At 71.3% G+C, this 24,637-nt stretch carries 20 protein-coding genes; 9 read left to right on the forward strand and 11 right to left on the reverse strand.

Features of this window, described 5'->3' with window-relative positions:
- Window positions 1-70: 70 nt before the first annotated feature.
- A complete protein-coding gene (locus BUQ68_RS00995; RefSeq protein WP_075214068.1) occupies window positions 71-1,000 on the reverse strand; it encodes a ring-cleaving dioxygenase in 930 nt (309 codons plus the stop codon).
- 208 nt (window positions 1,001-1,208) lie between these two features.
- Between BUQ68_RS00995 and BUQ68_RS01000 the strand changes: the two genes are divergently transcribed.
- The 9 genes from BUQ68_RS01000 (at window position 1,209) to BUQ68_RS01040 (ending at window position 13,412) form a co-directional block, all read left to right on the forward strand.
- Entirely contained in the window at window positions 1,209-2,429 is a 1,221-nt protein-coding gene (locus BUQ68_RS01000; protein WP_075214069.1) for an MHYT domain-containing protein, read from the forward strand.
- A gap of 368 nt (window positions 2,430-2,797) precedes the next feature.
- Entirely contained in the window at window positions 2,798-3,667 is an 870-nt protein-coding gene (locus BUQ68_RS01005) for an FAD binding domain-containing protein (RefSeq protein WP_075214070.1), read from the forward strand.
- Window positions 3,668-3,672: 5 nt separating this feature from the next.
- Window positions 3,673-4,194 carry a (2Fe-2S)-binding protein gene (locus tag BUQ68_RS01010; RefSeq protein ID WP_075214071.1) on the forward strand — a complete coding sequence of 174 codons (522 nt, stop codon included), beginning with the start codon at window positions 3,673-3,675 and terminating at the stop codon, window positions 4,192-4,194.
- The gene (locus BUQ68_RS01015; protein WP_075214072.1) at window positions 4,191-6,611 is read left to right on the forward strand and encodes an aerobic carbon-monoxide dehydrogenase large subunit; all 2,421 of its coding nucleotides are present in this window, start codon (window positions 4,191-4,193) and stop codon (window positions 6,609-6,611) included. The genes BUQ68_RS01010 and BUQ68_RS01015 overlap by 4 nt, the downstream gene beginning before the upstream one ends.
- Before the next feature lie 509 nt (window positions 6,612-7,120).
- On the forward strand, window positions 7,121-7,993 hold the full coding sequence (locus BUQ68_RS01020; RefSeq protein WP_075214073.1) for an AAA family ATPase: 873 nt from the start codon (window positions 7,121-7,123) through the stop codon (window positions 7,991-7,993).
- A gap of 1 nt (window position 7,994) precedes the next feature.
- Entirely contained in the window at window positions 7,995-9,194 is a 1,200-nt protein-coding gene (locus BUQ68_RS01025; RefSeq protein WP_075214074.1) for a vWA domain-containing protein, read from the forward strand.
- Window positions 9,195-9,203: 9 nt separating this feature from the next.
- The gene (locus tag BUQ68_RS01030; protein ID WP_075214075.1) at window positions 9,204-10,076 is read left to right on the forward strand and encodes an XdhC family protein; all 873 of its coding nucleotides are present in this window, start codon (window positions 9,204-9,206) and stop codon (window positions 10,074-10,076) included.
- Between the two features lie 96 nt (window positions 10,077-10,172).
- Entirely contained in the window at window positions 10,173-12,125 is a 1,953-nt protein-coding gene (locus BUQ68_RS01035; protein WP_075214076.1) for a PAS domain S-box protein, read from the forward strand.
- Window positions 12,126-12,386: 261 nt separating this feature from the next.
- Window positions 12,387-13,412: a diguanylate cyclase domain-containing protein gene (locus BUQ68_RS01040; RefSeq protein ID WP_075214077.1), complete on the forward strand. Its 1,026-nt coding sequence runs from the start codon at window positions 12,387-12,389 to the stop codon at window positions 13,410-13,412.
- 32 nt (window positions 13,413-13,444) lie between these two features.
- Here the strand turns inward: BUQ68_RS01040 and BUQ68_RS01045 are convergent, their stop codons facing one another.
- From BUQ68_RS01045 to glgX, 10 genes are all read right to left on the reverse strand, one after another.
- A complete protein-coding gene (locus BUQ68_RS01045; protein ID WP_075214078.1) occupies window positions 13,445-14,098 on the reverse strand; it encodes a response regulator transcription factor in 654 nt (217 codons plus the stop codon).
- A complete protein-coding gene (locus BUQ68_RS01050; RefSeq protein WP_075214079.1) occupies window positions 14,095-15,438 on the reverse strand; it encodes a sensor histidine kinase in 1,344 nt (447 codons plus the stop codon). Before BUQ68_RS01050 ends, BUQ68_RS01045 begins: the two co-directional genes overlap by 4 nt.
- A 60-nt stretch (window positions 15,439-15,498) precedes the next feature.
- Complete coding sequence (locus tag BUQ68_RS24405) at window positions 15,499-15,633, reverse strand: hypothetical protein (RefSeq protein ID WP_280949690.1); 135 nt, start codon at window positions 15,631-15,633, stop codon at window positions 15,499-15,501.
- 3 nt (window positions 15,634-15,636) lie between these two features.
- Window positions 15,637-16,176, reverse strand: coding sequence for a PepSY domain-containing protein (locus BUQ68_RS01055; protein ID WP_075214080.1), 540 nt, complete (start codon window positions 16,174-16,176; stop codon window positions 15,637-15,639).
- A gap of 257 nt (window positions 16,177-16,433) precedes the next feature.
- Window positions 16,434-17,372 carry a carbohydrate kinase family protein gene (locus BUQ68_RS01060; RefSeq protein WP_075214081.1) on the reverse strand — a complete coding sequence of 313 codons (939 nt, stop codon included), beginning with the start codon at window positions 17,370-17,372 and terminating at the stop codon, window positions 16,434-16,436.
- 184 nt (window positions 17,373-17,556) lie between these two features.
- Complete coding sequence (locus tag BUQ68_RS01065; protein ID WP_075214082.1) at window positions 17,557-18,276, reverse strand: EthD domain-containing protein; 720 nt, start codon at window positions 18,274-18,276, stop codon at window positions 17,557-17,559.
- A gap of 26 nt (window positions 18,277-18,302) precedes the next feature.
- Window positions 18,303-19,244, reverse strand: coding sequence for an aquaporin (locus tag BUQ68_RS01070; protein WP_075214083.1), 942 nt, complete (start codon window positions 19,242-19,244; stop codon window positions 18,303-18,305).
- Window positions 19,241-20,026 (reverse strand): bestrophin-like domain, encoded by a 786-nt coding sequence (locus tag BUQ68_RS01075; protein ID WP_075214084.1) that lies wholly within the window; start codon window positions 20,024-20,026, stop codon window positions 19,241-19,243. Before BUQ68_RS01075 ends, BUQ68_RS01070 begins: the two co-directional genes overlap by 4 nt.
- Before the next feature lie 199 nt (window positions 20,027-20,225).
- On the reverse strand, window positions 20,226-22,364 hold the full coding sequence (locus tag BUQ68_RS01080) for an AGE family epimerase/isomerase (protein WP_075214085.1): 2,139 nt from the start codon (window positions 22,362-22,364) through the stop codon (window positions 20,226-20,228).
- A gap of 89 nt (window positions 22,365-22,453) precedes the next feature.
- Window positions 22,454-24,607, reverse strand: a complete 2,154-nt coding sequence (gene glgX / locus BUQ68_RS01085) for a glycogen debranching protein GlgX (protein ID WP_083656066.1) — start codon at window positions 24,605-24,607, stop codon at window positions 22,454-22,456.
- Window positions 24,608-24,637 lie beyond the last annotated feature (30 nt).

A 24,637-nucleotide genomic window follows, 5' to 3' on the forward strand; every position in this document is an offset into this window, starting at 1 on the left:
CCGCCCGCCAGGCCCCGACCGATCGGGACCTGACGGGCCTGAGGCGACGGCCGGTCGGCGGAGACCGGGATCAGCCGTCGAGGGACGGCAGGGCCGCGGAGATCCGATCCCGCTGGGCCTCGTAGCGGGCCGGCAGCCTCAAGGCCGTGCCGAGAGCGTCCGGCGCCTCGTCGACCGCAAAGCCGGGGGTGTCGGTGGCGATCTCGAAGATCACGCCGCCGGGCTCGCGGAAGTAGACCGACCGGAAGTAGGCACGGTCCTTCTGCTCCGTCGTCTCGATGCCGAACCGGTCGCGCAGCCGCTCCACGAGGGCGGTCTGCTCCGCGTCGTCGGCGGCGCGGAACGCCACGTGGTGCACCGACCCCTTGCCGAGGGCGCCGCGCGGAAACCCGCCGACCGCCCGAACGTCCACCACGGCGCCGGCTGCCGCGCCCGGCGCCGCCAGGCGGGTCACCGACCCGTCGGTGCCGGACACCTCAAAGCCGAGGACTTCGGAGAGGACGGCGACGGTCGGACCGGCGTCGGCGACGAGCAGCGTCACGCCCTGAAGGCCGCGGATGGCGACGTCCGCGCCGATCGCGTCCGTGGTCCAGGGCGCGGCGGTCGGCGCATCGAGGGTTGCCACGAGGGCGAGGCGCATGCCGTCCGGGTCGCGGAAGGCGAGCCGGCGGGCGCCGAACAGCACCGTCGGGTCCTCGATGGCGACGCCCGCGGCGAGGAGCCGGTGGGTCCAGAAGCCGAAGGCGGCCTCCGGGATCAGGAAGGCGGTCTCCTGCACCTCGCCGACCCCGAGGCGGCCCGGGCGGGCGTTCGCCCACGGGAAGGTGGTGAAGAGCGTGCCCGGCGCGCCGGCCGCGTCGCCGAAATAGAGGTGCCAGGTGCCCGGATCGTCGAAGTTCACGGTGCGCTTGACGAGGCGGAGGCCGAGCACCCCCGTGTAGAAGTCGAGGTTGCCGCGGGCGCCGCCCGCGATGGCCGTGACGTGGTGAAGGCCTGCCATGATGGTCTCCCGTTCGCCCTTCCGAAAGGGCGTTTCGAAGTGACCGGAAGATAGGCCGGGACGGGCTGCCGCATCAGGCGCCGTCCCGGCGATGGACTGTCAACCGGATCCGCCACGATCGGCGCGGGGACGTCGCGCGCCTGGTCTCACCACCTGGCGCGGGATCTGCTATGAAGGCGGGAAATGTGCGGCAGGGAGGAGGCCGGACATGATCGCGACCCACGAGCCCTGGCTCGTGGCCCTTTCCGTGCTGGTCGCCTTCCAGGGAAGCTACGTGGGGCTTCACCTGGCGCGCGGCGTGGCGGGGGTCACGGGGCTGCGGCGCCGGCAGCGGATCACCGGGGCGGCCATCTCGCTGGCCCTGGCCATCTGGACCATGCATTTCGTCGGCATGCTGGCGATCCGCCTGCCGCTGGCGGTGGACTTCCTCGTCCTGCCGACGCTCCTCTCCTTCCTGATCTGCGCCCTGGTGGTCGGCTTCGCGGTCTTCTTCGTCGCCCTGAAGCCGCCGACGCGGCCGCGCCTCGTGCTGGCCGCCGCCCTGATGGGCGCCGGCATCGTGACCATGCACTATCTCGGCATGCAGGCCCTCCACGCGAGCCTCCACATGACGCACGACCCGGTGCTGGTGACACTCAGCATCGGGATCGGCGTGGCGGCGTCGGGCGCGGCGCTCACCTTCGGCTTCGGCCGCCACGGCCGGCGGTCGGCGGCGCTCTCGGCGCTCGTCATGGCGCTCGCCATCGCGGCCATGCACTACACCGCCATGGCGGGCACGCACCTTCACGGGGGGCACGGGGCGCCGACCGCAGGGCAGCCGGCGCTTTCGCCCGGGCTCCTGGCGGTGGTGGTGTCGGTGGTGGCCTTCCTGGTCTCCGGCCTCTTCCTCCTCAGCTTCGTGCCGGAGACCGACGCGCCCGCCGGGTTCGCGCCCGACCGGTCGGTGCCGGAGGAGGACGGGGCCGACCGCGCCGGGGCGATCGACGCCTTGGCGATGGGGGCCGGGCCGGCGGCGGATCCGGGCCTTGCGCCCCGGACGGCGGAGACGACGGCGGCGCCAGCCCCGGTGGCGGCATCGGCCGCGCAGGCGGACGGCCTGCCGGTGGAGCGCGACGGCTGCCGGCGGCTCCTCGACGTGGCGCGCGTGCAGGCGGTGCAGGCGGACGGACACTACACCCGCCTGTTCGACGGGGAGAGCCTCTGGTTCTGCCCGCTCTCCATCGGCGAGGTGGAGACCCGGCTGGACGGCGACCTCTACGCCCGCATCCACCGCAGCCACATCGTGCGGCTCGACCGGATCGCTGCCGTGCGCAAGGCCGGGGACGCGGACCAGGTGGCGCTGTCCACCCGCATGCCCTACCGCGCCCCGGTCGCCCGCGCCCGCCGCTCGTGGCTGCGCCAGCGCCTCGCCGACACCCGCATCGCCTGACGAAGGGCGGCGGGGGACGCCTCGCCGTTCGCAGTTCAGGGGCTTCGTCGCGCACGACGCCGGGGGCGCGCCTTCGCGGGCGCGGCGCTGGATGCTGGCGATCTGGTGCGGCGCGGCAGACCGGCCGAATGATGCAATTCAGAGCGGTATTCTTCGCTTAAAGATAGTTGCTTCTGCATGGGATGCGACAGCAAGACTGTCGCACTTGGTGCATCGGCGCCGCCGATCGTGCAATCGGCAGGCTTATGATGCATCGGCCGTTGTTGTGCGCCGCACCGCCCGTCACCCTCCGGTTCAATCGATTGAAAACGCGGCGTGCCGCCGGACACCCGGCGGCCCGGAACGCGTGCGGCGGAGGAGACCATCCCGTGATACCAGGGCCCTTCCACTATCACCGGCCGACGTCGGTCGCCGAGGCGGTGGCGCTTCTTGCCGCCCACGGGGACGACGCCCGGCCGCTCGCCGGCGGGCACAGCCTCATCCCCATGATGAAGCTGCGCATGGCCGTGCCCGATCATCTGGTGGACCTTGCCGCCATCCCGGATCTCAAGGGCATCTGCGAGGACGGCGACCGCATCGTGATCGGCGCCACCACCACGCAGCGCGAGGTGATCGGCTCCGACCTCCTCGCCGCGCGGCTGCCGATCCTCGCCGAGACCGCCCGGCAGATCGCCGACCCGCAGATCCGCACCAAGGGCACCTTCGGCGGCAACGTGGCGAACGGCGACCCGGGCAACGACATGCCGGCGCTGATGCAGTGCCTCGATGCGGTGTACCGGCTGGCCGGACCCGACGGATCCCGCACGGTGCCGGCGCGCGACTACTACCAGGGCGCCTACTTCACCGCGCTGGAGCCGGGCGAACTCCTCACCGCCGTGGAGATCCCCGTGCCGCCCGCCGGGCACGGCTACGCCTACGAGAAGCTGAAGCGCAAGGTCGGCGACTATGCGACCGCCGCGGCGGCCGTGGTGCTGACGCTCGACGGCGGCACGGTCGCCACCGCGTCCATCGCGCTCACCAACGTGGCGTCCACGCCGCTCCACGCGGCAGCGGCGAGCGCCCTCGTCATCGGCACCGGCCTCGACGCGGCCACCCTGAAGGCGGCCGCCGACGCCGCCAAGGCGATCACCGACCCCGCCACCGACGGCCGCGGCACGGCCGAGTATCGCCGCGAGATGGCGGGCGTCATGGTCGCCCGCGCGCTCGCCAAGGCCATGCGCCGCGCCAAGGGAGCCTGAAGCCCATGTCCGCAGACACCACGCCCATCGCCACGCTGCCGGTCACCCTCACGGTGAACGGCCGGAAGGTGCAGCGCTTCGTGGAGCCGCGCACCCTCCTCATCCATTTCCTGCGCGAAGAGCTCTCCCTCACCGGCGCCCACATCGGCTGCGAGACCAGCCACTGCGGCGCCTGCACGGTGGAGATCGACGGCCTTTCGGTGAAGAGCTGCACCCTGTTCGCCGTCCAGGCGGACGGCGCCGCCGTCAACACCGTGGAAGGGCTCGCCAACCCGGACGGCACGCTGCACGCCCTGCAGGAGGGCTTCCGGCAGATGCACGGCCTGCAGTGCGGCTTCTGCACCCCCGGCATGCTGATGCGCGCCAAGGTGCTGCTGTCGGAGAACCCTGACCCGACCGAGGAGGAGATCCGCCACGGCATCGCCGGCAACCTCTGCCGCTGCACCGGATACCAGAACATCGTCAAAGCCATACAACACGCCGCCGCCACGCTGAACGGCCGCGTCTTCCAGGAGGCCGCGGAATGAACGAGATGGTCATCACCCGCGCGGAGCGGGAAGCGCGGCTGGAAGGCATGGGCTGCAAGCGGAAGCGCGTGGAGGACGTGCGCTTCACCCAGGGGCGCGGCCAGTATGTGGACGACATCAAGCTGCCCGGCATGCTGCACGGCGACTTCGTGCGCAGCCAGTACGCCCACGCGAAGATCACCCGGATCGACGCCTCGAAGGCGCTGGCGCTGCCGGGCGTGATCGCCGTGCTGACGGCGGAGGAGCTGAAGCCGCTCGGCCTCCACTGGATGCCGACGCTCGCCGGCGACGTGCAGGCCGTGCTGGCCGACGGCAAGGTGTGCTTCCAGAACCAGGAGATCGCCTTCGTCATCGCCGAGGACCGCTACATCGTCGACGACGCCCTGCAGCTGATCGAGGTGGAGTACGAGGAGCTGCCCGTGCTCGTCGACCCGTTCCGCGCCCTCGACCCGGAGGCGCCGGTGATCCGGCCCGACCTCGACGGCAAGATGGTCGGCGCCCATGGGCCGCGCAAGCACCACAACCACATCTTCGAATGGACCATCGGCGACCGGCCGGGCACGGACGAGGCCTTCGCCGCCGCCGAGGTGACGGTGAAGGAGATGATCTCCTACCACCGCACCCATCCCTCGCCGCTGGAGACCTGCCAGTGCCTCGCCGCCTTCGACAAGGTGAAGGGCGAGCTCACCCTCTACGGCACCTTCCAGGCGCCGCACGTGATCCGCACGGTCGCCTCGCTGCTCTCCAAGATCCCCGAGCACAAGATCCACGTGATCGCGCCCGACATCGGCGGCGGCTTCGGCAACAAGGTGGGCGCCTATTCGGGCTACATCTGTTCGATCGTCGCCTCCATCGTCACCGGCCTGCCGGTGAAGTGGGTGGAGGACCGGATGGAGAACCTCTCCACCACGTCGTTCGCCCGCGACTACCACATGACGACGGAGATCGCCGCCACCCGGGACGGCAAGGTGACGGGCCTGCGCGTCCACGTGCTCGCCGACCACGGCGCCTTCGACGCCTGCGCCGACCCGTCCAAGTGGCCGGCGGGCTTCATGAACATCGTCACGGGCTCGTACGACTTCCCGGTGGCGCATCTGGCGGTCGACGGCGTCTACACCAACAAGGCGCCGGGCGGCGTCGCCTACCGGTGCTCGTTCCGGGTGACGGAGGCCGCCTATTGCATCGAGCGCGGCATGGACATCCTCGCCCAGAAACTCGGCATGGACCCGGCGGACCTTCGAATGAAGAATTTCATCCGCCGCGAGCAGTTCCCCTACCAGTCGGCGCTCGGCTGGGAATACGATTCGGGCGACTATCACCTGGCCATGCAGAAGGCGATGGACGCGATCGACTATCGCGCGCTCCGCGCCGAGCAGAAGGCCCGCCAAGAGGCGTTCCGACGCGGCGAGACCCGGGAGATCATGGGGATCGGCGTCACCTTCTTCACCGAGATCGTCGGCGCGGGCCCGTCGAAGAACTGCGACATCCTCGGCGTCGCCATGTTCGACAGCGCCGAGATCCGCATCCACCCGACCGGCTCCATCATCGCCCGCATGGGATCGAAGAGCCAGGGCCAGGGTCACGAGACCACCTGGGCGCAGATCATCGCCACGGAGCTCGGCATTCCGGCCGCCGACATCATGATCGAGGAGGGCAACACCGACACCGCGCCCTACGGCCTCGGCACCTACGGCTCGCGCTCGACGCCGGTCGCGGGCGCGGCGATCGCCCTTGCGGCGCGCAAGATCCGCAACAAGGCGCAGATGATCGCCGCCCACCTCCTGGAAGTGTCGGAGTACGACCTGGAATGGGACATCGACGGTTTCCGGGTGAAGGGCAACCCGGAGCGGTCGAAGACCATGACGGAAATCGCCTGGGCGGCCTACAACAGCCCGCCGCCGGGCCTGGAGCCGGGCCTGGAAGCGGTGAGCTACTACGATCCGCCGAACATGACCTATCCGTTCGGCGCCTACTTCTGCGTGATGGACATCGACGTGGACACCGGCGTCGCCGCGATCCGCCGCTTCTACGCCCTCGACGACTGCGGCACCCGGATCAACCCGATGATCATCGAGGGCCAGGTGCACGGCGGGCTGACGGAGGCCTTCGCCATCGCCATGGGCCAGGAGATCAAGTACGACGCCATGGGCAACGTGCAGGGCGCGTCCTTCATGGACTTCTTCCTGCCGACCGCGGTGGAGACCCCGAAATGGGAGACCGACCACACGGTGACCCCCTCCCCGCATCACCCGATCGGCGCCAAGGGCGTGGGCGAGAGCCCGAACGTCGGCGGCGTGCCGTGCTTCTCCAACGCGGTGAACGACGCCTTCGGCTTCCTCGGATCGACGCACATCCAGATGCCGCACGACGCCTGGCGCGTGTGGGAGGCGGCGAAGCGGCTGGGCGCGCACGGGTAGGAAGAGGTGACGGGCCGGTCGGAACGGTCGGACCGATAGGGACGGTCGAAAGGATAGGGAGGGGTATGGCGTGCGTGGACACAAGCGCCGCCACCCCCGAACTCACTCCGCCGTCATGGTCCGCGCAGGCGGACCACCCACGCTTTTCGAAGTGATATCAATATGCTGCTGATCCGCGAGGCGATTCCGACAAAAGCGTGGGTGGTCCGCCTGCGCGGACCATGACGATCGGGGGTGGGTGTGCGAAATGCGTGTCCGGTTCGCCTGCGCGGACCATGACGGGGCAAGCGGGGGTGGGTGTGATGGGGGTGAGGTGCCCTCGCCGATCGTTCCCGCAAACGTCGTCATGGTCCGGTTCTGCCGGACCATCCACGCTTTCCCTGGAGCGCGTGAGACATGCGTGGGTGGTCCGCCTGCGCGGACCATGACGGCGAAGATGACCCGCGTCCCCTGGGCACCCACCGGTCCCAGTCACCGCGCCCCTCCCCACCGACCAACCCGAGGCCCCCATGCTGGATCGCCAGGCCATCGCCGACCGCCTTGCCGAGACCGGATATGTCGCCGACGGCGGGCTTGCCACCGCGCTCGCGCTGATGGACCTCCTGAAGCGGCCGTTGCTGCTTGAGGGCGAGGCGGGCGTCGGGAAGACGGAGGTGGCGAAGGCGCTGGCCGCCGTGCACCGGACGCGGCTCATTCGCCTGCAGTGCCACGAGGGGCTGGACCGGGCGGACGCGCTCTACGAGTGGAACTACCAGCGCCAGCTGCTCGCCATCAAGGCGCGGGAGGGCGCGGACGCCCGCGAGAGCGAGGCGGCGGTGTTCCAGGAGGCCTATCTGCTGGAGCGGCCGCTGCTCGCCGCCATCCGCCAGCCGGTGGCGCCGGTGCTTCTCATCGACGAGATCGACCGGGCGGACGAGGCCTTCGAGGCCTTCCTGCTGGAGCTCCTGTCGGACTTCCAGGTGTCGATCCCGGAGCTCGGCACCATCACGGCGGTGACCATCCCGCGGGTGATCCTCACCTCCAACAACACGCGGGACCTGTCCGACGCGCTCCGCCGCCGCTGCCTCTACCACGCGCTCGACTATCCGGACGCGGACCGGGAGGCGCGCATCCTGATCGCCCGCGTGCCGGGCCTCGACACGGCGCTCGCCCTCCAGATCGCCCGGGTGATGGAGCGGATCCGCAAGGAGGACCTGTCCAAGATCCCCGGCGTCGCCGAGACCCTGGACTGGGCCGCCGCCCTGGTGGGGATGGGCGTCGGCCGGCTCGACGGCGACCGGGAGGCGGTGTTCGAGACCCTCGCCTGCGTGCTGAAGACCCGCGAGGACCGGGCGCGGATGAGCCGCGCCGTGGTCGAGCGGCTGATCGGCAAGGTGGCCTGAGATGACCGCCGGACCCGCGGCCGCACCGGAGGTCGACGCCGAGGCGATCGGGCCGGCCGTGCGCCGGCGGCTGGCCGGCTTCGTGGCGACCCTCCGGCAGAACGGCTACCGGGTGGGGCTCGCCGAGACGAAGGACGCCGCCCGCCTGCTCGCCACGCCGGGGCTGGAGCGGCCGGCGGCCGTCCGGCAGGCGTTCCGGGCGCTCTTCTGCGGCCGGCGTTCGGACGTGGACGGGTTCGATGCCCTGTTCGACGCCTATTGGCGGGGCGAGCGGGTGCGCCAGCGGGTGGCGGTGAGCGGCACCGCCAAGGCGAGCCCGCAGACCCGCCGGACCCTGGCGCCCGCCGGCGGGGGCGGCGACGCGGGCGCGCCCGTGGACCTCACCACCGGCGACGGGGCCGCGCCCGCCGGCGCGCCGAGCGGCCGGCGCGAGGGCGCCAGCCGGGCGGAGAGCCTGGAGCGCACCGACTTCCGCCATCTGGCCGATCCGGCGGCACTCGCCGAGGCGCACGCACTCGCCGGGCGGCTCGCCCGGGTGATGCGCGCGCGGCTGACCCGGCGCAACCGGGCGGCGCGGCGCGGCAGCGGGCTCGATCTTCGCCGCACGGTGCGGGCGAGCCTTGCGACCGGCGGCACGCCGATCCGGCTGGTGCGGCGCCGGCCGCGCCATCGGCCGCTGCGGCTTGTGCTCCTCATGGACGCGTCCGGGTCCATGAGCCTCTACACCGCGGTGTTCCTGCGCTTCGTGCACGGGGTGCTGGACAGCTTTCGGGAGGCGGAGGCCTTCCTCTTCCACACCCGCCTCGTCCACGTGTCGGCGGCGCTGAAGGAGAAGGACGCCGGCCGGGCGCTCGACCGGCTCGGCCTGATGGCGGAGGGCGTCGGCGGCGGCACCCGCATCGGCGACAGCCTCGCCACCTTCAACCGCTGGCACGCCGCCCGGGTGATCCACGCCCGGACCGCCGTGATGATCCTCTCCGACGGCTACGACACCGGCGCGCCGGAGCGGCTCGGCGCAGAGATGGCGGCGCTCGCCCGCCGGTGCCGGCGCATCGTGTGGCTGAACCCGCTGATCGGCTGGGACGGCTATGCGCCAACCGCCCGCGGCATGGCCGCCGCCCTGCCGCACGTGGACCTCTTCGCGCCGGCCCACACGCTTGAAAGCCTCGCCGCCCTGGAACCCTATCTCGCCCGCCTTTGAGGCCCCGCCATGCCGCAGACCGACGTGATCGACCGCGCCGCCGCCCTTCGTGCCAAGGGTGAGGCCTTCTGCCTTGCTACCGTCGTGCGCACCGTCTCGGTGACCGCCGCCAAGGCGGGCGCCAAGGCGATCGTGCGGCCGGACGGGACGCTGTCGGAGGGCTGGATCGGGGGCGGCTGCGCCCGGGCGGCGGTGGTGAAGGCGGCCCGGGAAGCGCTTGCCGACGGCGAGCCGCGGCTCATCTCCATCATGCCGAAGGACCTCCTCGCGGCGGAAGGCCTGAAGGCCGGCGACGAGCGCGACGGGGTGCGCTTCGCCCGCAACATGTGCCCGAGCCGGGGCACCATGGACGTCTTCATCGAGCCGGTGCTGCCGCGGCCGGAACTCGCCGTGCTGGGGGCGAGCCCGGTGGCGGTGGCCCTCGCCGACCTCGCCCCGCGCCTCGGCTACCGGGTGACGGTGGCGGCGCCGGCGGAGGACCAGGCGCTGTTTGCGGCGGCCGACCGGCGGCTGGACGGGTTCGCGCTGGGGGATGCGCCGGAGGGCGCGCGCTTCATCGTGGTCGCCACCCAGGGCCGCGGCGACGAGGCGGCGCTGAAGGCGGCGCTTGCGGCGGAGGCGGTGCACGTGGCCTTCGTGGGCAGCCGGCGGAAGGTCGCGGCGCTCCGCGACAGCGTGATCGAGGACGGCGTGCCGGCCGAACGGTTCGACCGGCTGAAGGGGCCGGCCGGCCTCGACCTCGGGGCGATCGGCCCGGAGGAGATCGCCCTCTCCATCCTCGCCGAGCTTCTGGCGATCCGCCGGCGCGGCCAGCGGGATGGGGCGGCCCCGGTCGCGGCGACAGGCGCGATGGAGGCGATGGGAGCGGTCACGGCGGCCTGACCGCGGAGCGTGGCGATGGAAAGGCAAGCGGGCGCGACGGCGTGGAACCGTTCCGGCACGCGGACGTTTCCAAATGTCAGGCTTATCGGGGAAGCCATGCTGCCAAAAACAAGAAAACCGCCGCCGCCGGGCGATCGGTATCGCATGCTCGTCGACGCGATCACCGACTATGCGGTGTACATGCTCGACCCGAACGGGATCGTGTCGAGCTGGAACCCTGGCGCGCGCCGCTTCAAGGGTTACGAGGAGGCCGAGATCGTCGGCCGTCACTTCTCGTGCTTCTACACCGAGGAGGAGCAGAGCGCCGGCGTGCCGGCCGCCGCCCTCAGGACCGCCGAGCGGAACGGGCGGTTCGAGACGGAAGGCTGGCGGGTGCGCAAGGACGGCGGCCGCTTCTGGGCCTTCGTCATCATCGACCCCATCCGCGACGCCGACGGCCACCTGGTGGGCTTCGCCAAGGTGACGCGCGACCTCAGCGAGCGGCGCGAGGCGGAAGCCGCGCTCCGGCGGAGCGAAGAGCAGTTCCGCCTGCTGGTGCAGGGGGTCTCCGACTACGCCATCTACATGGTCGACCCGCAGGGCACCGTGGTCAGCTGGAACCAGGGCGCCGAACGGATCAAGGGCTACCGGACCGAGGAGATCCTCGGCCGGCACTTCTCGCTCTTCTACGCCGAGCCGGACCTTGCCATCGGCCTGCCGCGCACCGCCCTTGAGACCGCCGCCCGCGAGGGCCGCTTCGAGCGCGAAGGCTGGCGGGTGCGCAAGGACGGCAGCCGCTTCATGGCCCACGTGGTGATCGACCCGGTGCGCAACGCGGACGGCCAGCTGATCGGCTTTGCCAAGGTGACGCGGGACATCACCGAACGGCTGGAGGTCCAGCGCCGGCTGGAGGAGGCCCGCGAGGCCCTGTTCCAGGTGCAGAAGATGGAGGCGGTCGGCCAGCTGAGCGCCGGCGTCGCGCACGACTTCAACAACCTGCTCGCCGCCATCCTGGGCGGGCTTGAGCTCCTGCGCAAGCGCCTGCCGGACGACCCGCGCGCCCACCGGCTGCTCGACACGGTGGTGCAGGCCGCCGACCGGGGCGCGGCGCTGACGAGCCGGGTGCTGACCTTCGCCCGCCGGCAGGAACTGGCCGTGCAGCCGGTGGACGTGGGGCGGCTGTTCGACGGCATGGCGGACCTCCTCCACCGGTCGATCGGGCCGCACATCCGCATCGAACGGGCGATCCCGGCCGACCTGCCGCCGGTCTCCACCGACCCCAACCACCTGGAGACGGCGCTTCTCAACCTGGCGCTCAACGCCCGCGACGCCATGCCGTCCGGCGGCGTCCTCGGCGTCACCGCCGCCGTCGACGCGGACCTAGCGTCCGGGCGGGACGGCGGCACCCGGTTCGTGCGGATCTCGGTCACCGATACCGGCGAGGGCATGGACGCGGCGACGCTCAACCGGGCGATCGAGCCCTTCTTCACGACCAAGGGCGTCGGCAAGGGAACCGGCCTCGGGCTGTCCATGGTGCACGGCCTCGCCGCCCAGTCGGGCGGCCGCATGGTGGTGGAGAGCCGGCCCGGCAGCGGCACGCGGGTGGACATCATCCTGCCGGTCGCGAGCCCCATCACGCCGGCGGCGAGCCGCGCGGCGCCCGTCGACGCCGGACAGCGCCCCGCCGCCGCACCGGTGCGCGCGGCGCGGCGCCTCAGCGTGCTGGTGGTCGACGACGACGACCTGGTGCTCGCCAGCTCCTCCGCCATGCTGGAGGACATGGGCCATCAGGTCGAGCCGGCGGCCTCGGGACCTGCGGCGCTGGCGGCGTTCGCGGCCCGATCGTTCGACCTGGTGCTGACCGACCAGATGATGCCCGGCATGACCGGGCTGGACCTGATCGACCGGCTGCGGGCGCTCGACCGGCACGTCCCGGTGATCCTGGCATCCGGCTACGCGGACCTTCCGGCGGTGGCCGATCCGACCCTCGTGCGCCTCGCCAAGCCGTTCACCCAGCAGGCCCTGGCGGACTGCCTCGATCGGGCCACCGGGTCCCAGGGGCGGGCGTGAAACGTCCGGCACGCGGCACCCGCCGGGAGTGCGGGCGGCCGGGCCTCGAGACACGGTTTCACCGATTAGAATACGTTAAACTCCACAATGATATGCTCTTCGCATGCAATTCAGGCAGCGACAGTGATGGGCAACAGCAATGAGCCGGCCACGCCGCGGGTCGGAGCCGATCGAGAGGCCGACGACGCGACCCGCGCCACCGGCGAGGTCGGGCGCCTAGAGCATTGTCCGACCGAGTTGAAACACTTGGTCGATGAGACAATGCTCCAGGATATTGAATCTGGAGCGATTTCTTATCGACCTGATGATTCCATCAGGTCGGAAAGCGCTCTAGCCGACCTGCAGGCGGAACTGGCCGAGAAGGTGCGCCTGATCGAGGCGCAGACCGCCGAACTTGCCCATTTCCGCAAGCTGTTCGAGCGCGCCTCGGCCGCCGCCCGCATCGGTGTCTGGCAGTGCGCGCTGCCGAGCGAGGACCTGACCTGGACGGACGTGGTCTACGACCTGTTCGAACTGCCGCGCGGCGCGCCGCTGGACCGGCGGCAGATCCTGGACCTCTATCCGGAGACCTCGCGCCTTCTCCTCAACCGCGTCCGCGGCGAGGCGATCCGCAACCGCACCGGCTTCCAGCTGGACGTCCAGATCGTCACCGCCAAGGGCGCGGTCCGCTGGATCCGCATCACCGCCACGGTGGAGTGCGAGGGCGGCGAGCCGGTCCGCATCTTCGGCATGAAGCAGGACATCACCGAGGAGCGGACGCTCGCCGAGCGGATGCGCCACATGGCCGAGTATGACGCCATGACCGGGCTCGCCAACCGCGCCCGCTTCCAGATCCGCCTCGCCGGCTTCGACAATCCGGCCGACATCCTGGCCGCCGGCGGCAGCCTGATGATCGTCGACCTGGACGGCTTCAAGCAGGTCAACGACACCTTCGGCCACGAGGTGGGCGACGGCTGCATCTGCGAGGCGGCGCACACGCTGCAGAGCGTCTGCGCCGAGGCCGAGATGGTGGCGCGCATCGGCGGCGACGAGTTCGCGGTGATCTGCCGGCCGCAGCCGCGCGCGGCCATCGAGGCCACGGCCCGGCGCCTGGTGGCGGCGCTGCAGACCACCGTGTCGGGCCGCGGCACCACGCTGCCGATCGGCGCCTCCATCGGCATCGCCATCGCGGCGGGGACCGGCTCCACCGAGCTCTTCCGCCGCGCCGACCACGCCATGTACGCCGCCAAGGCCGCCGGCCGGAACACCTACCGGTTCGCCGACACCGCGGCGGCCTCGGCCGCCTGAGGCGGCGGGCACGGGGCCGATACTCCGGTCGTTCAGCTCTTCTCCCCGGCCGAGCCGAGCGGCACCGCGCGCAGATGGCGGTTCTCGATGGCGAAGCGGATCAGGTCGGCGGTGCGGTCGACGCCGAGCTTCTCCTTGATGCGCGTGCAGGTGTTGGCGACGGTCTTGTAGGCGACGCCGAGGGTGTCGGCGATGTCGGAGAGGCTCTTGCCGTCGGCGAGCATGCGCAGGATCTCCACCTCCCGGTTGGAGAGCTGGTTGGTGTGCTCGGCCGGCGACATGGCCGTGAGGGCGATCTCGCCGGCGATTGCCGTGTCCACGTAGGTGTCGCCGCGCGCGGCGCGCCGGACGGCGAGGAGAAGCTGGTCGGACGAGGCGCTCTTCGACACGTAGCCGAGCGCGCCGGCCCGGCGCGCCGAGGTGGCGTAGACCACGTCGGAATACATGCTGAAGATGACGACGCGGGCGCGGGGATCCTCCTGGCGCATGCGGCGCAGGAGCTCCAGGCCGCTGCCGTCGCGCAGGTTGATGTCGAGCACCACCACGTCCGGCTTCAGGCGCCGGAACAGCGCCATGGCCTGGTGGGTGGTCTCCGCCTCCACGATCTCCACCGGGTCGAGCGCGGCGAGCAGGCGGCCGATGCCCTCGCGGACGATGACGTGGTCGTCGACGATCAGGATCCTCATCCGGCCATCCTCCCGTTGCGGCGCGCCCCGCCGCGGAGCGGGATCAACCCCGACACGGTGACGCCCCGGCCGCCCGGCCGGTCGGCCACCGTGAGGGTGCCGCCGAGCGCTTCAACCCGTTCCCGCATGCCGATCAGGCCATAGCCGCCGCCGCCGCGCCGCGAGAGGCCCGGCCCGTCGTCGGCCACGGAGAGGGCCACCTCGCCGCCGATGTCGATGGCCGACACCTCCACGGTGCAGGGCGCCGCGTGCTTGACCGCGTTGGTGATCGCCTCCCGGATGACGGCGAGCACCGCCGTGTCGGCCTCCGGCCCGAAGGAGGCGTCCGGAATGTCGATGACGAAACGGACCTCCGGGTGCCGGTCCCTGTGGAAGCTGGCGATCTCGTCCACGGCGGCCGCGAGGCCGAGGCTGCCGACGACGCCCGGCCGCAGCCGCCCGAGCAGGTCGCGCACGTGGGTGCGGGCGTGGGCGGCGGCCATCTTGACGGCCGCGGCCCGGTCGGCGACGAGCCGCGCGCCGGATCCGGGCAGCCGCGCCGCCTCGGTCTGGATGGTGGAGGCGTCCACGTCGATGGCGAAGAGGAAGGGCCCGACCTCGTCGTGCAGGTCGCGGGCAAGATCGGCGCGCTCCTCGTCCTGGACCCGGGCAAGCTGCTCGGAGAGCTGGCGGTTGCGCTGGTCTAGGTCCTGAAGCCGCTCGGCCATGGCGTTGTAGGCCCGGCAGAGGCCGGCGAGTTCCGGCGAGCCGCTTTCGCGCAGGCGCGTGCTGTAGTCGCCTCCGCCGATCCGGCCGAACGCCACCGTGAGGGCGTCGATCGGCTCCAGGGAGCGGCCGATGATCCACAGGATGAAACCGAAGGCCGCGACGAAGAAGGCGGTGAGGACGGAGAGGCTGACCACCACGTCGGCCCAGACCTCGTCGACCTCGCTGCGCGGATCGGGCGCCAGCACGAAGGCGACCCCGTGGTCGGGGAGCGCGATGCGGTCCACGGGGATGGCGGGGGCGATCAGGCCGACGAACCAGTCCGGCACCCGGTTGGCCGGTGCCGGCACAGACGAGCGGGCGATCTCGGACCCGTCGGCGGACAGGAGCAGCGCCTGCAGGTGGCGGTCGCCGTCGAAGATGCGCACCGTCTCCACCAGGTGGGCGGCCGGATCGGCGGCGCGGCCGATCTCGTCGAGGCGCCGGTCGACGGTGTTGCGCCCGACTTCGCGGGCGGCCGCCATCTCGATCTCCACCTTGCGCTGGGCGTGCCAGTAGGAGAGCCCGCCGCCGAGCACGAGCACGGCGGCCAGAACGAGCGTGATGGCGCCGACGAGACGCACCTTCAGCGACACCCTGACCCTCCACGCGCTTGCAACGGTTCAGTCTTCGACCGGAGGACGGCGGAGATCACGTTAAATCATGTTCATGATGGTGAGGAGGGTGCCGGCGCGGGTGCCGGCGAGGGCGGCCTGGAACGGCGAAACCGGCATGCCCTTGCGGACATGCCGGCTGCATCCGGTGGCGGCGATCGACCGGTGGAGGGACACCGCTCAGTCGTCGTCACCCGGAATGGTTTCGCCGAGTTCCCAGTACTCCACGTTCACGAGCTTGAGGAGCCCCGTGGCGGCGTCCACGTAGACGTTGTACTCGCCGCCGGCGCCGGCGATCTCCACGTCGACCTCGTAGGCGGCGGTGCCGTCGGCCAGAAGCAGGCGCTTCACCTCCTCCACCTCGCCCGCATAGCTGGCGGTGGCGGTCTTGGTGGCGTCGGCCTCGGCCACCTTGGCGAGCGCCGTCCAGCGCGGATCGTCGTCGTCCACGATGACGTCCACTTCCGAGACGAGGCCGGTAAGGCCGGAGACGCCGACGTAGTAATTGCCGGCCTTGGTCTCGACGACGAATTCGTAGGTCGGCACGCCGTTCCGGCTCTCGAACTCCAGGTGGGTGATCTTCGAGCCGATGGTGGACATCACCACGTCCATGGCCTGCGGCAGCGACACCGGAACGTGGGCGACGGAATCCATGACCGGGCCGGCGGCGGCGCCGGAGGCGGCGGCAAGCATGACGGAAAGGGCAAGCGGAAGGCGCAAGTGAGGCTCCTGGATCGGGGGGCGTCGCACGCGAAGGCTCTTCCGGCCTTGGACCTTGCGCGGGATCGCCCTTGAAGGTTGTCTCTCCCTGTCCCGATCCTAGGACCTGCTGCCCGGTGGCGGAGGGGGAATACTTCCCGATCGACCGGGAATTTTTCCGATGCCGTCGCCCAACACAGCGGAGCGCACCCGAACCTCGCCCTCGGCACGCGAGAGACTGATGGTCCGGAGCGTCTCGCGGCCGCCCGAGCGCCGGGTCATGCCGACGAGGTCGAGGGTGCTTGAGGCCGGTCGTCCTTGCCGGCGCGGCGGGGCCGGCTCGACACCGCGGCGGACGCCGTGGCGACACCGTGGGCGAGCGCCGCCTCTAGGTCGCGGCCCTCGGCGAGGGCGGCGAGGAAGCCCGCGTTGAAGACGTCGCCGGCCCCGATGGTGTCGACGACCGCCACGGGGGGCGCGGGCACCTGGACGGTGACGCGGTCCGGACCGACGCCGATGGCGCCGTTCGGCCCGCGCTTGGTGACGACGATGGCGCCGGGGGGCATCAGGGCCCGGAGGGCGCCGGCTGCTTCGGCCACGTCGTCGATGCCGGCAAGAGCCGCGGTCTCCACCTCGTTGAGGAGGCAGAAGGTGGAGCGGGCGAGCCAGCCGCGGACCTCTGCCCGCACCATGTCGGTCCAGTCGGCGAGCGGCCAGCCGGTATCCAGCGCGACGGCGATGCCGCGCGCCTCGGCCCAGTCGAAGAGGGCGGGGTAGTCGGCGGCGAGCCGGTCGGTGAGGAAGCTGCCGCAGAGGAGGAGGATGCCGCCGGCAAGCCGTTCGCCGTCCAGCATGGCGGCGACGCCCGGCCAGTCCATGGCCGGCAGGTGGCCGCGGGTGGTGAGGAAGGTGCGCTCGCCGTCCGGATGGGTGATGCCGACCGACAGGGTGGTGGGGCCGGGCTCCATCCGCCAGCGCGCGGCGAGCGGTCCGAAGCCGGCCTTCAGCCAGGCCCCGAAGGCGTCGTCGCCGACGGTGGCGGCGATCTGGTGGTCGACGCCGAGCGCCCGCCAGGCGAGCGAGGTGTTGCCGGCGGCGCCGCCGACCCGGAGGTCGTCGTCCGGCACCAGGATTTCCGTGCCGGTGCGCGGCCACGGGGCGACCGGACCGACGATCAGGTCCACGTTGACGTTGCCGACGACGGCGAGGGGGCGCATGGGCTCGCTCCGGGCGGGGGGCCTCTGACGAGGCGGGCGCCGGCCGTCATAGCACAGGGGCGGGCAAGCCGGGGAGGACGCCGCACCATCCGCCGCCGAAGTCGCGGCTTGCGGCGCCCCGTCGAAGCGGGGCGCCGCAAGATCGTCGTCGGGCGTGCGGCCCGTCGGGCCGCACAGACCGCCGTCAGGCGGCGGCGGGCACGTAGGGGCGCGCGGCGGGGCCGATCACCCAGTGTTCCTGAAGCGCGATCGGGAAGACGTAGCGCGGCTCCACCAGGGTCGGGTCGGACGGCAGGATGCCGCCGCGGCCGGCCATGGCGGTGGTGGCGGCTTCAAGCGCCTCGCGGCTTTCGAACCAGAAGTGGACCGCCGCGTCGAAGCGCGGTTCGCCGACCACGTACCAGCCGTCGCGGGTGGTGCAGACGTCGTGGCGCAGGAGCCCCGGGATGGCGGCCGCCTGCGGCACGGCGGCGTCGCGCAGGCGCATGCGGAAGTCGTCGATCGAAAGCCCGTTGGTGCGCTTGACGAGGGCCATCAGCTTCACGCCGCCGGCCGGCGCCACCTCGCCCATGGTGTCGTGGATGACCGCCTGGTCGGTGTCGAGCACCTGGGTGTTCCAGAAGGCGGCCCAGCGCGGCTCGTCGAGGCGGGCGCCCTCCAGGAAGGGCTTGGACTGCAGGGAGGCGAGCTGCTCGGCCTCGTTGGCGATCCAGATCTCCGCCATGCCGCTCCAGAGGGCCGCGCCCGGCGCGCCCGACCAGTCGACGCGTAGATCCACCTTGTAGCGGCGGATCTCGGCGATCTTGCTGGCGTACTGCACCGCATGGATGTTGAGCCAGTAGTCCTGGAACGCCGCCTCGGTCATGCCCGGACGGGGGCTCGCCAGGATGTGCTGATGGATCATGGGATTATGCTCCGCAAGGGTTCGGGTCAGGCGGCCCCGCCGGCCGGACGGCCGGTGGCGCGGTTGAGGATCCGGCGCGCCATCGCCACGAAGGCGTGGTGGCGCGGCGGGCCGAGGTGGTGGTGGAGCGGCCGGGGCAGCCGGGGCACGAGGCCGCAGGCGAGCGCGGCGGTGGCGGCGCCGAGGAGGGAGGCCCCGGCGTAGAGCGTCACGCGGTCGAACTCGCCGGCGATCACCGCCGGGGCGAAGGCCCGGAGCGGGTTGAGCCCGGCGCCGGTGGCGTCGCGCAGGATGAGGGTGGCCATGAGGAAGTAGCCGGCCTTCATGGCGAAGGTCCACCGGGCGAAGGCCGGGTGGCTCGTCATGGCGAACAGGGCGAGGACGAGAAGGCCGGTGGCGGCGAACTCCAGGCCGAACACGGCCGGATCGGAGAGGCCGCCCGCCGGCGCCACCAGCATGCGGCCGCTCGCCGCGAAGGCCTCCGGCATCAGGGTGGCGACGAAGGCCGTCGCCGCCACGGCGCCGACCGCCTGGCCGGTCACGTAGGCGGCGGCGTCGCGGGCCGTCAGCGTGCGGTGGAGGAGGAAGGCGAGCGTCACCGCCGGGTTCATGTGGGCGCCGGAAATGCGCCCGAGCGGCGACAGCACGACCAGGGCGATCGCCACGAACACCGCGCAGGCGGCCGCCACGGTGGCGGCGAAGCCGTCGAGGCCGGGCGCGATCACCAGGGCGCCGAACGCCTGCAGGCTGGCGGTGAGGAGAAAGGTGGCGGCGGCCTCGGAGAGGCCGTGCACCAGGAGGCGCCGGGCCGGGACGACGGCGAACGCGGGGACGGGCGCGGCGCGGTCGGGCGCGGCCGGGATCGCCGGAACGCCGGATGCGGCCGGGATCGCCGGAACGCCGGACGCGGCCGGCGGGGCGGCGGCGGGCCGGCCGTCGGCGCGCTCGAGCGGGGAGAGCGCGCTCATGCGGGCGCCCCCGCGGCAAGCCGCTCGGCGATCAAGCGGAACATCTCCGGGTCGACCGCCATGTCGCCCATGAAAGGCCGGTCGAGCTCCACGATCATGAAGACCACCAGGGCGACGGACACGGCGAGAATGCTGGTCAGCACCTGGTGGCGGCGGCGCTCCAGGCCGAAGAAGAAGCTGAGCGCCACAATGAGCAGGGTGCCGAGGACGATGACGCTCCAGATCACCGGATGGATGCCGTAGTCGGCGAGATAGAGCCGGTCGCGCCGGGCGTCGATGAGAGCGGTGACCTGGTCGAGGAGGTGGTCCTGCACGAGCGTCTCGGCGCCGTTGGCCGGCTGGTGCGTCAGGATGAGGGCGCGCATGGCCTCGGCGGCGGCCCAGGCGGCCTCCGGGCGCTCGCCGCTGGTCATGGCGTCCCATTCGGTGGAAAGCACCGTCTCCACGTAGGCGGCGGCCTCTGCCCGGATGGCGACGCCGGTCGCGCCGAGACCCTCGGCGAGATCCGCCACGTCGGCGACGAGGCTCGCCTCGCGTTCGACGGCCATCTCGGCCCGGTCGTGGGTCTCCCAGGCGGCGATCGCCGCCCAGGCGAGGAGCACCGCGTAGACCACGCCCACCACGGCGATCACGAAGCCCACGATGTCGTTGTAGGTGTGGCGCGTCTCCGGCGGCTCGACCCGGCCGATCACCGCGATGCCGGCGACCGAGTAGCCGATGCTGGCAAGGACGATGAGGAACCCGAGAACGACGGCCGGAAGGTCGTGGAAGAATGCGAACACGGCGGGCAAGCTCCGGAACCGGCGGGGCATGGGGCGGCCGCCCCGGATCAGGGACGGTCGGCGAGGTCTGCGGGAGAAGCGGTGGAGGGACGGCCGCCCGCACCCCGGGAAGGGCGCGGGCGGCCTCGACTTCGGGCCTTCAGACGAGGGCGGCCTCGACTTTGGACCTTCAGACGAGGGCGGCCTCGACTTCGGGCCTTCAGACGAGGGCGGCCTCGTCCAGGATCTCGCTCTCGGCGAGGAGTTCGCGGATGGCCGGGTTGGCGCCCTCGAAGACGAGGGCGAAGGTGGCGCCGCGCTGCTGCTTCAGCATGATCAGCGTGCGGACCGCCTCGCTCGACAGGGCGGTGAGCCCGCCGATGTCGAAGCGGATGCCGGCCGGCTCCGTCTCCAGGGCCTCGGCGATGGCCTCCTTGAAACGCGCCATGGTGGCGGGCTTGACCTCGCCCTCCAGGAGCACCGTCGCCAGGCTGTCGCTGACGCCGGCGAAGGCGGCCGTGCCGGCCACCGCCGTCGGCACCAGGCGGACGTGCACCTTGATCTCCCCATGGTTCGCCGGCAGGCGGACGAAGAGGCCGCTGGCGTCGAAGTCATGGTAGGGCACGCCGTCGATCGACACGCTGTCGATGCGCACCGAGCCCGGCGGCAGCAGATCCGGCGACACGCGCAGGATGCCGTCCTTGAACCCGCCCTGCCGCGGCTTGAACCAGAGGTTCATCGGCTGCTTGGTGACGAGCAGGTTGGTGTAGACGGTGGCCAGATACGCGAGCTCGAAGGAGTGGTAGCCGGCCATCGAGTGGCTGCCCTTCAGCCGCTCGGTGCCGAGGGCGAACGGCATGCCGTTGGCGAGCACGTTGAAGTAGATGCCGCCGGCGTCGTTGTCGAGGAACCAGGCATTGTAGAAGGCCGCGCTCTCACGGGCGTACTTCAGGTAGACCTCGTCGCCGAAGGTGCCGTTGAGGATCAGATAGGCGAGGATCGCCTGCTCCTGCTGCCACCAGGCCTTGCGGTCGTGCCAGGCGAAGCGGTGATGGCGCTGGCCGGGCTCCAGGGTGCGCTCCACCACGTCGTACCAGCCGCCGCGCTGCGGGTCGCTGCCGGCCGCCGGCATCAGGCCGGCGATCTTGCGCGACAGGTCCTCGTAGCCGTCCTTGGGCTTGAGGTTGTGCATGCGGATCAGATTCCAGGCGATCTTCAGGTTGTGGCCGACGACCGCGCGGTTCTGCTGCCAGCCCCAGCTCTGGTCCTTCGACCAGTCGGCGAAGAACTTCTCCTGGACGAACGGGCTGTGCTCGTAGTCCGGGAAGCGCTCGGCGATGGTGTCGAAGGTGTACTCCAGGAACTCCTTGTACTCTTCGGCGCCGGTGGCGAGGTAGAGGTTGATCAGGTAGGCCGGGGCGTGGTCGCCGACCGAGTTCCAGTTCTTGCGGCCCTGGTTGTGGCCGAGCGTCGGGCTCTCCGGATCGAAGGTGATCGGGTCCAGGTGGCTGAAGTAGCCGCCGTTCGGGCCGTGGTCCTTGAAGAACTTGTTGAACAGCCGGATGGTGCCTTCCGCGTCCGCCAGGATCTGCGGATCGCCGGTGATGCGGTAGGTCTGCATCGGGCCGGCGAGGGCGTAGATCTGCTCGTAGCAGGGGATGGCGTTGAAGTCGTCGCCGAACTCGGAGGCGAAGATCTTCTGCTCCGAGCCGTCCGGCTTGATGTCGACCGCGTGGTACCAGTAGGTGACGTTCTCGGTCTTGTCCTCGGCGCGGAAGTGGTCGCGCAGGTACCGGGTGCCGGCGTCGGCGGCTTCCAGGAAGCGGTCCTCGCCGGTCATCATGAAGGCGCTGGCGAAACCGTAGACGAGACGCGAGATGGTGTCGGTCTCCTGGCGGGCGGTTCCGAACTTGGTGCCGAGGGCCGAGATGGTGGTGCGGTACTCGGTGTAGTCGTAGACGCCCTCGGGGAATTCGGCCTTCAGGTAGAAGTCGCCGAGCTGGGCCACCTGGCGCACCCACCAGTCGGACCGCTCGAAGGCGTATTCGTTCTCGGTCCGGCCGAGCATCACGATGTGCTTGGCGTCGAACGCATAGCCGTCGTTCGGCGCATCCGGATAGAAGACGCCGTAGGCATAGAGGAAGCGGCCCGGCACCAGCATGGAGCGCAGGTTCGCCGTGGCGTCGTGGTAGGGCTCGCCAAGATTGCGGACGAGCTCCGCGTAGACGTTCGCCGAGAGATGGATCTCGAAGTCGCGGCCGTCGGAGGTGACGAGGCCGAAGCTTTCGCGGTCGGCGTCGTAGCCGGTCACGTAGCCGGCGACGAGGTCAGAGAAGGTGAATTCGATACGCGAGGTCATGGCAGGTTGTTCCCTTTTTCCTCGAAGGCTGGGTGTTGGGCGGAGGGGGCCGGGCGGCGCGGCCAGGGCCGGCCGCCGCGGCGGTCGTTTCAGATCGGGCGGTTGACGAGGACCACCACCGAGCGGCCCTCCACCCGGTAGGTGGCGGCCGGGTGCGAGACCTCGGCGCCGGGGGCGGCGATGTCCTGGGGCGCCGCAAGGGCGGTGTCGACCGCCCGGCACCAGCCGTGGCCGGCGACGGACGGGAGCTCGAAGTCGAGCGGCTCCCAGTACATGTTGAGGATGACGTGGAGGTCGGACCCGTCGTCGGGGCCGGCGAGGGTGAAGGCCAGCACGCGGCTGTCCGCGCTCCAGTCGGGCGCGCCGACGCGGGTGCCGTGCCAGGTGATGTCGGCAAGGCCGCGGGCGTTCACCGGACCGGCCGACCCTTGCAGGTAGCGCGAGCGGTGGATCGCCGGATGGCGCTTGCGGAAGGCGATCATCTCCTTGAAGAAGCGGAAGATGTGGTCGTTGGCCGAGACCTTGGACCAGTCGAACCAGGAGATGTCCGTGTCCTGGCACCAGCCGTTGTTGTTGCCGCCCTGGCTGCGCCGGACCTCGTCGCCCATGAGGATCATGGGCACGCCCTGGGAGAGCATCAGGATGGCGGCGAAGTTCTTCACCTGCCGGTCGCGGAGCGCCTCCACGTCCGGACCGGCGGGGCCTTCCACGCCGCAGTTCCAGCTCATGTTGTCGTCGACGCCGTCGCGGTTGCCCTCGCCGTTCGCCTCGTTGTGCTTGCCGTCGTAGGAGACGAGGTCGTTGAGGGTGAAGCCGTCGTGGCAGGCGACGAAGTTGACGCTGTTGACCGGCAGCCGGTTATTCCAGGCGTAGAGATCGGCGCTGCCGGTCATGCGGGCCGCCACCGACCCGACCAGCGAGCGGCCGCCCTCGGCGCCCGCGTCGCCGCGCACGAAGCGGCGCACGTCGTCGCGGAAGCGGCCGTTCCACTCGGCCCAGCGGGCGCCGGGGAAATGGCCGACCTGGTAGAGGCCGGCGGCGTCCCAGGCCTCGGCGATCACCTTGGTGTCGACCAGCACCTCGTCGAGCTCGATCTGCCAGAGCACCGGCGGGTGCGGCAGCGGGGCGCCGTCCTCGCCGCGCGACAGGACCGAGGCCTCGTCGAACCGGAAGCCGTCGACGTGCATCTCCTCCACCCAGTAGCGCAGGCAGTCGAGGATGAACTTCTCGCCAATCGGATGGTTGGTGTTGAAGGTGTTTCCGCAGCCCGTGTAGTCGTAGTAGAAGCGCTTGTCCTCCGGCACCAGGTAGTAGTAGGCACTGTTGGCGAAGCCCTTGAAGGAATACATCGGGCCCTGGTGGTTGCCCTCGTCGGTGTGGTTGAACACCACGTCGAGGATGACCTCGATGTCGGCCGCGTGGAGCGCCTTCACCATCTCCCGGAACTCGTTGACGTGGTCGCCGATCTCCGGCTTGACGCAATAGCCCGGGTGCGGGGCGAAGTAGGCCATCGTCGAATAGCCCCAGTAGTTGGTGAGGCGACGGCCGTCGACGATGCGGGATTCGGTGTCGTCGAACTCGAACACGGGCAGGAGTTCGACGGCGGTGACGCCGAGTTCCTTCAGGTAGGGGATCTTCTCGACCACCGCGCTGAAGGTGCCGGGGTTCTTCACCCCGGAGGTGGGCGAGCGGGTGAAGCCGCCCACGTGCATCTCGTAGATGACCGTGTCGCGCATGGGCTTGCGCAGCGGCCGGTCGCCGGCCCAGTCGAAGTCGCGCGGGTCGACCACCACGCTGCGGATGGACGAGCCGAGGTTGTCGCCCGGCCGGCAGGCGTCGCCGCGGTTCCAGAGCGTCTTGGAATTGGCCCTGGAGTAAGGATCGATCAGCACCTTCTCCGGGTCGAAGCGGCGGCCGGTCGCCGGGTCGTCCTCCCCGTGCACCCGGTAGGCGTAGTGCGCCCGGTCGCCGAGGCCGCGCAGATACACGTGCCAGAAGTGGAAGGTGCGGTTGACCTCCGGGTCGAGCCGCACGGTGGCGATCGGCGAGCGGTCGTCGTGGCTGGCGAAGAGGAGAAGCTCCACGGCCGTCGCGTCCGGGGCGAAGATGGCGAAGTTGACGCCATGGTCGTCCACGGTCGCGCCGAGCGGATACTGGCGGCCCGGCTCCACCGCGTAGGCCGGACGCGGCAGGGCGTCGAGCTCGGTCGCGTCGAGGAGGGCGGGAAGGGTCATCACGGTCATGGGGCGGTCCTTTGGCGGGTGGCGGCGGGG

The organism is Mongoliimonas terrestris (assembly GCF_001927285.1).
GTDB lineage: Bacteria > Pseudomonadota > Alphaproteobacteria > Rhizobiales > Pleomorphomonadaceae > Chthonobacter > Chthonobacter terrestris.